The organism is Paenibacillus lacisediminis (assembly GCF_046567315.2).
In genome coordinates, this window is sequence record NZ_JBKIAX020000019.1 from 134,931 (window position 1) to 141,943 (window position 7,013).

The window sequence follows — 7,013 nt, forward strand, 5'->3', positions numbered from 1 at the left end:
CCAAAATGCAAGCGCGGCCGCTTTTCATCGCATGGCGGCCCGCGCTTGCACACTTATACCGTGACGTGCATTTGCTTGCGGAGCTCCTCATATTGCTGCCGGACCTCCTGCTCGGCCCGTTCCTGATCGGCGATCCGCTCCAGCTTAATGGCGCAGAATTTATACTCCGGCGTTTTGGATACCGGGTCCAGGAAATCGGCGGTCAACTCATTGCATGCCCCGATCCAATAATGGTAGGTCATGTACGTGGCTCCGGGCTTGATCCGGTCGCTGATCTGCGCCCTGGACACGATCCGCCCGCGCCGGGACACCACCCGCACTAGTTCTCCGTCACGCACCTGAAGCGCCGCTCCGTCCTCCGGACTGATTTGGATGAGACCCGGTTCATCGGACAGCCGGCTGAGGGCGCGGCAGTTTCCGGTCATCGTGCGCACCGAATAATGTCCTACTTCGCGCACCGTGGACAAAGTGAGCGGGTAGTCCGCATCCGGCAGTTCCTGCGGGGCCCGCCATTCGCAGGCGAACAGCCGTCCTTTGCCGTTGGGTGTGCTGAAGCGGTTGCCTTCGTACAGGAACGGAGTCCCCGGATGATCGTCGGACGGACAAGGCCACTGCACGCTCCCCTGCTCTTCCATCTTCCGGTAACTGGCGCCGGCAAATTTCGGGCACAAGCCGCGCATTTCATCCCAAATTTCCTCCGTATTGCGGTAAGACATCGGATAGCCCATCGCTGTGGCCACTTCGCAAATGATTTGCCAATCCGGCTTGGCTTCCCCCTGCGGCTCCACCGCTTTGCGAATCCGCTGAAAACCGCGGTCCGCCGAAGAATACACCCCATCATGCTCGCCCCAGGAGGTGGCCGGCAGGACGACATCCGCGTGCAGCGCCGTCTTGTTCATGAAAATGTCCTGCACGATCACCAGCTCCATTTCGTCCAGCGCTTCGCGCAGCTCGGCCGCATTCGGGTCGCTCTGCACCGGATCTTCGCCGAAAATATAATAAGCTTTCAGCTTGTTTTCCTTGAGCACCCAACGGGGCACTTCCGTTAAATAGTAGCCGACTTTATCCGGCAAACTCACGCCCCACGCCTTCTCGAATTTTTGCCTGATCTTCTTGTCCGTCACTGACTGATATCCCGGATAAACATTCGGCAAAGCGCCCATATCGCACGATCCTTGAACATTGTTCTGTCCGCGCACCGGTCCGATCCCTACGCCGCGCCGCCCGAAATTTCCGGTCAGCAGGGCCAAGGAAGCCAGTCCTTTCACGACGTCCACCGCCTGCGAGAACTGACAGACTCCCATCCCGTACAAAATGAACGCCTTATCCGCCCGCGCGTACTCCCGCATCGCCCGTCGAATGTCGGCGGGATCGACGCCGGTAATCGCCGCGGCGTATTCCGGGGAATACTTTTCTATCTCCTTAGCATACTCGTCAAAGCCTTCCACGTAGCGGGAGACATAGTCCCGGTCGTATAAACCCTCGTGCACCAGCACATGCCCAAACGCGTTGACCAGGGCCATGTTGGTGCCGCCTTTGAGCGGCAGCCATAAGTCAGCGATGCGGGCCGATTCCGTTTTGCGCGGGTCCACGACGATCACGGTCGCCCCTTTTTGCTTGGCGTTAACGATTCTTCTGGCAACGATCGGGTGTGTGTCCGCCGCGTTGTAGCCAAAAACCAGCACAAGGCTCGCTTCTTCAATCTCCGGAATCGAATTGGACATCGCCCCGTCGCCCAGCGAATAGCTCAGGCCGGCTACCGATGGGCCATGGCATACTCTGGCGCAATGGTCGATGTTGTTGGTGCCGATGCAGGCGCGCATAAATTTTTGCATTACGTAATTCGCTTCATTGCCTGGTCCCCGGGCCGACCCGGTCCCCATGATCGCGTCGGGTCCATACTTCTCTTTAATAGCCGTAAGACGCTCGGCCGTAAACCGGATCGCTTCCTCCCAAGGGACCTCCCTTAACTGCCCCTCCTTGCGAATCATCGGCTTGCGCAGCCGTGCCGTCAAAAGCTGCGGATCGTTCAAAAAATCCCAGCCATAATGCCCCTTCAGGCATAACTTGCCTTCGTTGGTTCTCCCGTTCGCGGGTTCGGCGCCAACCACCTGCCCGTCCTCCACCTTTAAATACAGCTGACAACCGCTCCCGCAATACGGGCAAACCGTAAGCACTTGGTTTCTCATCGCTCTAACGCCACCTTGTTTGTGAATTTTTGCACAAATAGTCAAACAAAAAAGCCAATACAAAGGCATGCTTGTCACACCATGTATTGGCTTATTAAACAGCGAAAAGGCAGGCGCCTCCTTCTCTTTAATCAAACCGTCTTATTCAGTTCAATGAGGATGGTCCGTTCCCCTTGCCGGTCATGACTTATGGTCCATGAATAGGTAAAGGGACCGCCTACCGTAGCCGCCGCTTCCTGCATAAATTCCCGTTCCAAATAAGGCTGCAACACATTCCAGTATTGCTTGACGAGGTCGGCGGCACCTTCTTTCACTAAAATTTCCGATAAGTTGGATAAGATCCCCTTGATTTCGACGGTCACTTTGCCTGTGCCGTCCAAGTTCACCTTTACGTTCTCCGGCCCTTTTCCCCGATAGTGTTTGACGATTTTGACCGCCAACCTTCTAATCTTCTCCTGAACTTCAAATACCGTGGCAGTAGTCATACTGAGAACCTCGACAAACAAATGCCTTATTTTGGAAAATATTTTACAATTTAAATGTTACTCCCGCCAGAAATGTTTTGTCAAACCAAAAAAAGGGTTATATCCACCCATTTCCATGAAATTTCCGCAACTTCTCGGCCAAAACAATGTGATTTCAGCGAAATAATCGTTGTCATGTGGACAGGAGGGCAGTGCAGAAAAGGAAGCGGGGCTGCCCCCGCTTCCTCTCAATTTCCTATCCGTTTGTCCGGGTTATTGCAATTGCCACAAAGCTGGCACATTCGCCGGCTCCCAACCGGAAAGCGAAGTGTGCGCCTGAAGGCACAAGTAGATGCTGCCGTTGTAGGACACTTTGTCATTTACATTGTAGGCCACTCCCGCTTCCCATGGCCGTGTCTCGCCATCGCCCGGATTTTCCTCCGCCGTCGTCTTCCCTTGAACGGAAGCGGCCGCGGATACATTGCCGGCGGCGTCTCTTGCGGTTACCTTGAAGGTGTATGCCGTATCCGGCGACAGGCCGGTAATGGTTGCCGAAGTTTCGGTTACATTTATGCTGCCGGTGCCATAAGCAACGGTGTATCCGGCAACACCCACGTTATCCGTGGAAGCGTCCCAGGCAAGGCTGATGCTTTTTGGCGCCGCCCCCGTCACACGCAGCTGTCCGGGTGCGGTCGGCGGCGTAGTATCCCGTCCCGGTTCAGGCTCGGGCTGTGGATCGATTGACCCGTTCGGGCAATCCTTAATATATTTCCACGCGCCATCTGAGCCGCTTTGATCGGGGCGATCCCCCTGGGTCCACCATTTGGCTTCATATATTTTGCCGTTGTAAACTACACGCTGGCCGCCGGTATATACTGCGTTGCTATCCCAGGCTGCGTACGGACAGTCGCTTCCCTCGGCAGTCTTCACCTTGATCGAGGCGGCTGCGGACAGGTTGCCGGCCGCATCTTTCGCCTTAACAGTAAAGGTATATTCCGTATTCGGCGAAAGGCCGCCGACCGTAGCCGTGGTGCCTGTTACATTCTGGCTGGCCGCACCATAAGCGACGGTGTATCCGGTCACGCCCACATTGTCCTTGGAAGCGTCCCAGGCCAGCGTCACGCTGGTGGCCGATTGGGCCGTCGCACGGAGATTGCCGGGGACGGTAGGCGGAGTTTGATCGTCGCTCCCGCCACCGCCGCCGTCAACGGCCAAATCGCCGGCCAGCTTGTTCAGCAGCGTTTTGTTCCGGTCGCCGCTAAACTCCCAGAACATGGCGCCGCCCAAATGGTTTGCTTTTATGAAATCGCTCTTGTAACCAATCGATTCTTGATCGTCATAGCTGATAAAGGTTCCGTTACTCGGATTGAACAGATAAGGCACCTTGGCGGTGTCGTTCCAATAACGGGTATAACCGTTTTTGCCGATATAGTTTTTCTCCAAATCGCTATAGTCGAAAACACCCTTTTCCCAGGTTCCTACCGAAAGGCCGGCATTTTTTTGATATTGGCCGTTGCCGGCAGCCGCTGCCCCGGTCCAGCCCCGTCCGTAGAACGGAACTCCAAGCACGAGCTTACCCGCCGGTACGCCCGCATTCAGATGCCCGCGTACGCCCGCTTCCACATAAAAGCTTTCCGAGTCCGGAACACCGGCCGTCACCGCCGCCGGATCCAGATACAAGGGGGCGTTGTGGGCGGTGATGTTCTGCCAGCCGCCATTGAAGTCATAAGTCATGATGTTGATCCAGTCGACAATTTCGGAGATCTTGGCCAGCTCGGTGTTCTGAGGATACGCGGGGGATGCGCCCGAGGCGATCGTCAGCAGATAACGCTTGCCATCCTTGGCTCCTGCGGCGTCCAGCTTCTCCCGGGTTTTCTGCAGCAGCAGCGTGAAGTTTTGCTTGTCCTCCGCACGTTTACTGTTACCCTCAAGCCCTCCGCTTACCGGATACTCCCAGTCTAAATCGACGCCGTCAAATTGATATTTGCGGAGAAAATCGACGGCGGAATTGGCGAAATTTTCGCGTAACGCCGGATCAGCGGCCACGTCCGAAAACCGGTTGGACCACGACCAGCCGCCGACGGAAATAAGCGTTTTCAGATGTGGGTACTGCTGCTTCAGCTTGATCAGCTGATTGAAATTGCCGCGCAGCGGTTGGTCCCAGGTATCTCCGGAATAACTTTTTTGCCCGTCGATCCACGGATCGCCCATCACGATCGTGCCGTTTGGCACATTGATGACCCCGACCTCATCCTGCGTAGTCCAGGTTTGCGGGTTGGGACCGGTCGGGTCCGGATTGCCGTGGATGCCGTTCCAGGCGATATCGGCAAATGCGTAATTGATATGCGTAACTTTGGAAGCATCGATATCCGAAACTAAATAATTTCTCGCATAAGCCCCCCAGGAAGGATAATAGCCTACGATCTTGTAATCTGTCGTGCCGGCGGCTGCCGCACGATTCTCACCAAACGGGGAAAGCGAAAATAACGGAACGATAAGCGCGGCAACGAGCAGCCATATCCCCGGTCTTTTGAATCCTTTTGCATGCTTCAACATGTTTCTCCTCCTCATACCGTAAAAATAAGATGTTGAACTTCAAGCCAACCTCCAGCCGGACTGCTGAATTTACCTATCATATGCCCCCTCCCTGAATATGGTTAATCTCCTAAATCGAAATAAAAAAGAGATTACCAAGTAGATAATTTTACATATTCCGCCAAAATTCCTCCTATATTTTCAATATTTACTTTGATTTGATAGGGGGAAGCATGATTTTCTCCTAATAATTGTCGAAAATATCCGATGGTTAAAGGGTTTGTGGAAATTATGACAAAAAAGGGAACATTCAAAAAAAGATTCACAACTCAACTTTCGCAGAGCAAAAATCAGCTTGAGACCTTGAGCAGAAGGTTTTCAAAGAGTTAAGATAGCCGGCTGGCAAAATAGAAAAATACTGCTTCGTTTGGTAAAGCGGGAGTGACGAGCTTCAACGATCAGACAGAAGAGGTGTCTTTCGTTGTTATAGACATCGGCCCGACCTAAATCAACTGCCAAGGGCGTTGAGAGCTTGAGGATAGGGAAGTGGGGTGGGGTGAGCGGTAGATCAACACTCGCTGTCCGGAGTCTTTGCACGATTATCCCGTTTGATCAGGTAGCAGAAACAGACAAGCTCGGTAAGAAAATATTTGGTGGAGAAGCAGATAGGTTCGAGATCATTTAGACGGGCTTAGGAGAAGGAATCAGGTTTAGGAGAGGTGAAACAGAACGGACAAGAGATCAAGACAGGAGATCAAGGACAAGACGCGAGGGAAACGAAAAGACCGTGATTTTGCTGTAGCCTTAACCCTTCCATTTGCAGCAACGCCCGGACTGTTCATACTAACCCCTACCCATTAAGTTGATCTGCGTCAAACACCTCCCACCGTTCCAGCGTCTCGATTAGGCCGCAGCCGCAAGGGGCTGGTTCGGTTGGCGTGCGATCAGCTGGCGGTAAGGGATCGCCGGAATCGCCACACACATGCGCAGTAATTTCTGCTGCATCGTTTCTTTCGCTTCGGGTAGGTGCAGCCCGCGGCGTCCGGTGTACTCGTTGAGGTACGCCTGCAGATGCTTCAGTCCCAAGGCTATATATGTACTCTTCAGCGATTCCCATGCCTCTCTCACTACTTTCCGTAAGGGAGCATACAGCCGAAAGGCTAGAGGGAACGACTGTACCGCCGATGTACGGACATCCACATGCTCGTTGATGAACGCGGCCAGTTCGTGACGGTTTGCCCTTTGTCCGTCTCCTCTCTTATGCGGCACCAGGCGGATTTTGACCTGCTTCGGCTCGCCCGACTCCGTCACCGTGCATCCCGCTACGACCGCCGAGGCAAACGGATGCGGAAACTGACACCGGGACGGGTTACGCCCATACAGATCACTGTTCACCTTCACTTCTCCGCAGAGCAGTTCCAGGGCATCGAACTCCCCGACAGTATGGCGTATTTTGTGCAGCAACAACCAGGCGGTTTTGTAGGTGACCTCGATCACCTGGCTCAGTCGCATCGCCGAGATGCCCCCCTCAAGCAGGAACAACTCCAGCGCCTTAAACCATTTGAGCAGGGGCAGATGCGTTCCTTCAAAAATCGTGCCGACCAAAGCCGACGCTTGATGCTTGCAATTTGCGCACTCGAACAAGGGGATATGCCGAGAGGTCAAACGACTGAACCGGGTGTGAGCGCAGCGCGGGCAGACAAAGCCGTTCGGCCACTTCATCGCGATTACCGCCTCCATGCAGACCTGCTCGCTGTTATAACGGCTGCTGAATGATTGAAGTTCCGTTCCCGCATTGACCTCCATGTTCGCTCGCCCCCGAATC

The 7,013-nt window shown here is 54.3% G+C and carries 4 protein-coding genes; all 4 read right to left on the reverse strand.

Going from position 1 to position 7,013, the window contains the following annotated elements:
* Positions 1–53: 53 nt before the first annotated feature.
* The gene (fdhF, locus tag ACLD72_RS27260; protein WP_411003326.1) at positions 54–2,189 is read right to left on the reverse strand and encodes a formate dehydrogenase subunit alpha; all 2,136 of its coding nucleotides are present in this window, start codon (positions 2,187–2,189) and stop codon (positions 54–56) included.
* 131 nt (positions 2,190–2,320) lie between these two features.
* Positions 2,321–2,674, reverse strand: coding sequence for a Na-translocating system protein MpsC family protein (locus ACLD72_RS27265; protein WP_411003325.1), 354 nt, complete (start codon positions 2,672–2,674; stop codon positions 2,321–2,323).
* 252 nt (positions 2,675–2,926) lie between these two features.
* Positions 2,927–5,209, reverse strand: coding sequence for a glycosyl hydrolase family 18 protein (locus ACLD72_RS27270; RefSeq protein WP_411003324.1), 2,283 nt, complete (start codon positions 5,207–5,209; stop codon positions 2,927–2,929).
* A gap of 882 nt (positions 5,210–6,091) precedes the next feature.
* On the reverse strand, positions 6,092–7,013 hold a 922-nt coding region (locus ACLD72_RS27275), incomplete at its 5' end, for a transposase (RefSeq protein ID WP_458476248.1).

Excerpts from the sequence above, each read along its gene's own strand:
- fdhF (WP_411003326.1), bottom strand. The coding sequence starts at position 2,189 with ATGAGAAACCAAGTGCTTACGGTTTGCCCGTATTGCGGGAGCGGTTGT.
- ACLD72_RS27265 (WP_411003325.1), bottom strand. The coding sequence starts at position 2,674 with ATGACTACTGCCACGGTATTTGAAGTTCAGGAGAAGATTAGAAGGTTG.
- ACLD72_RS27270 (WP_411003324.1), bottom strand. The coding sequence starts at position 5,209 with ATGTTGAAGCATGCAAAAGGATTCAAAAGACCGGGGATATGGCTGCTC.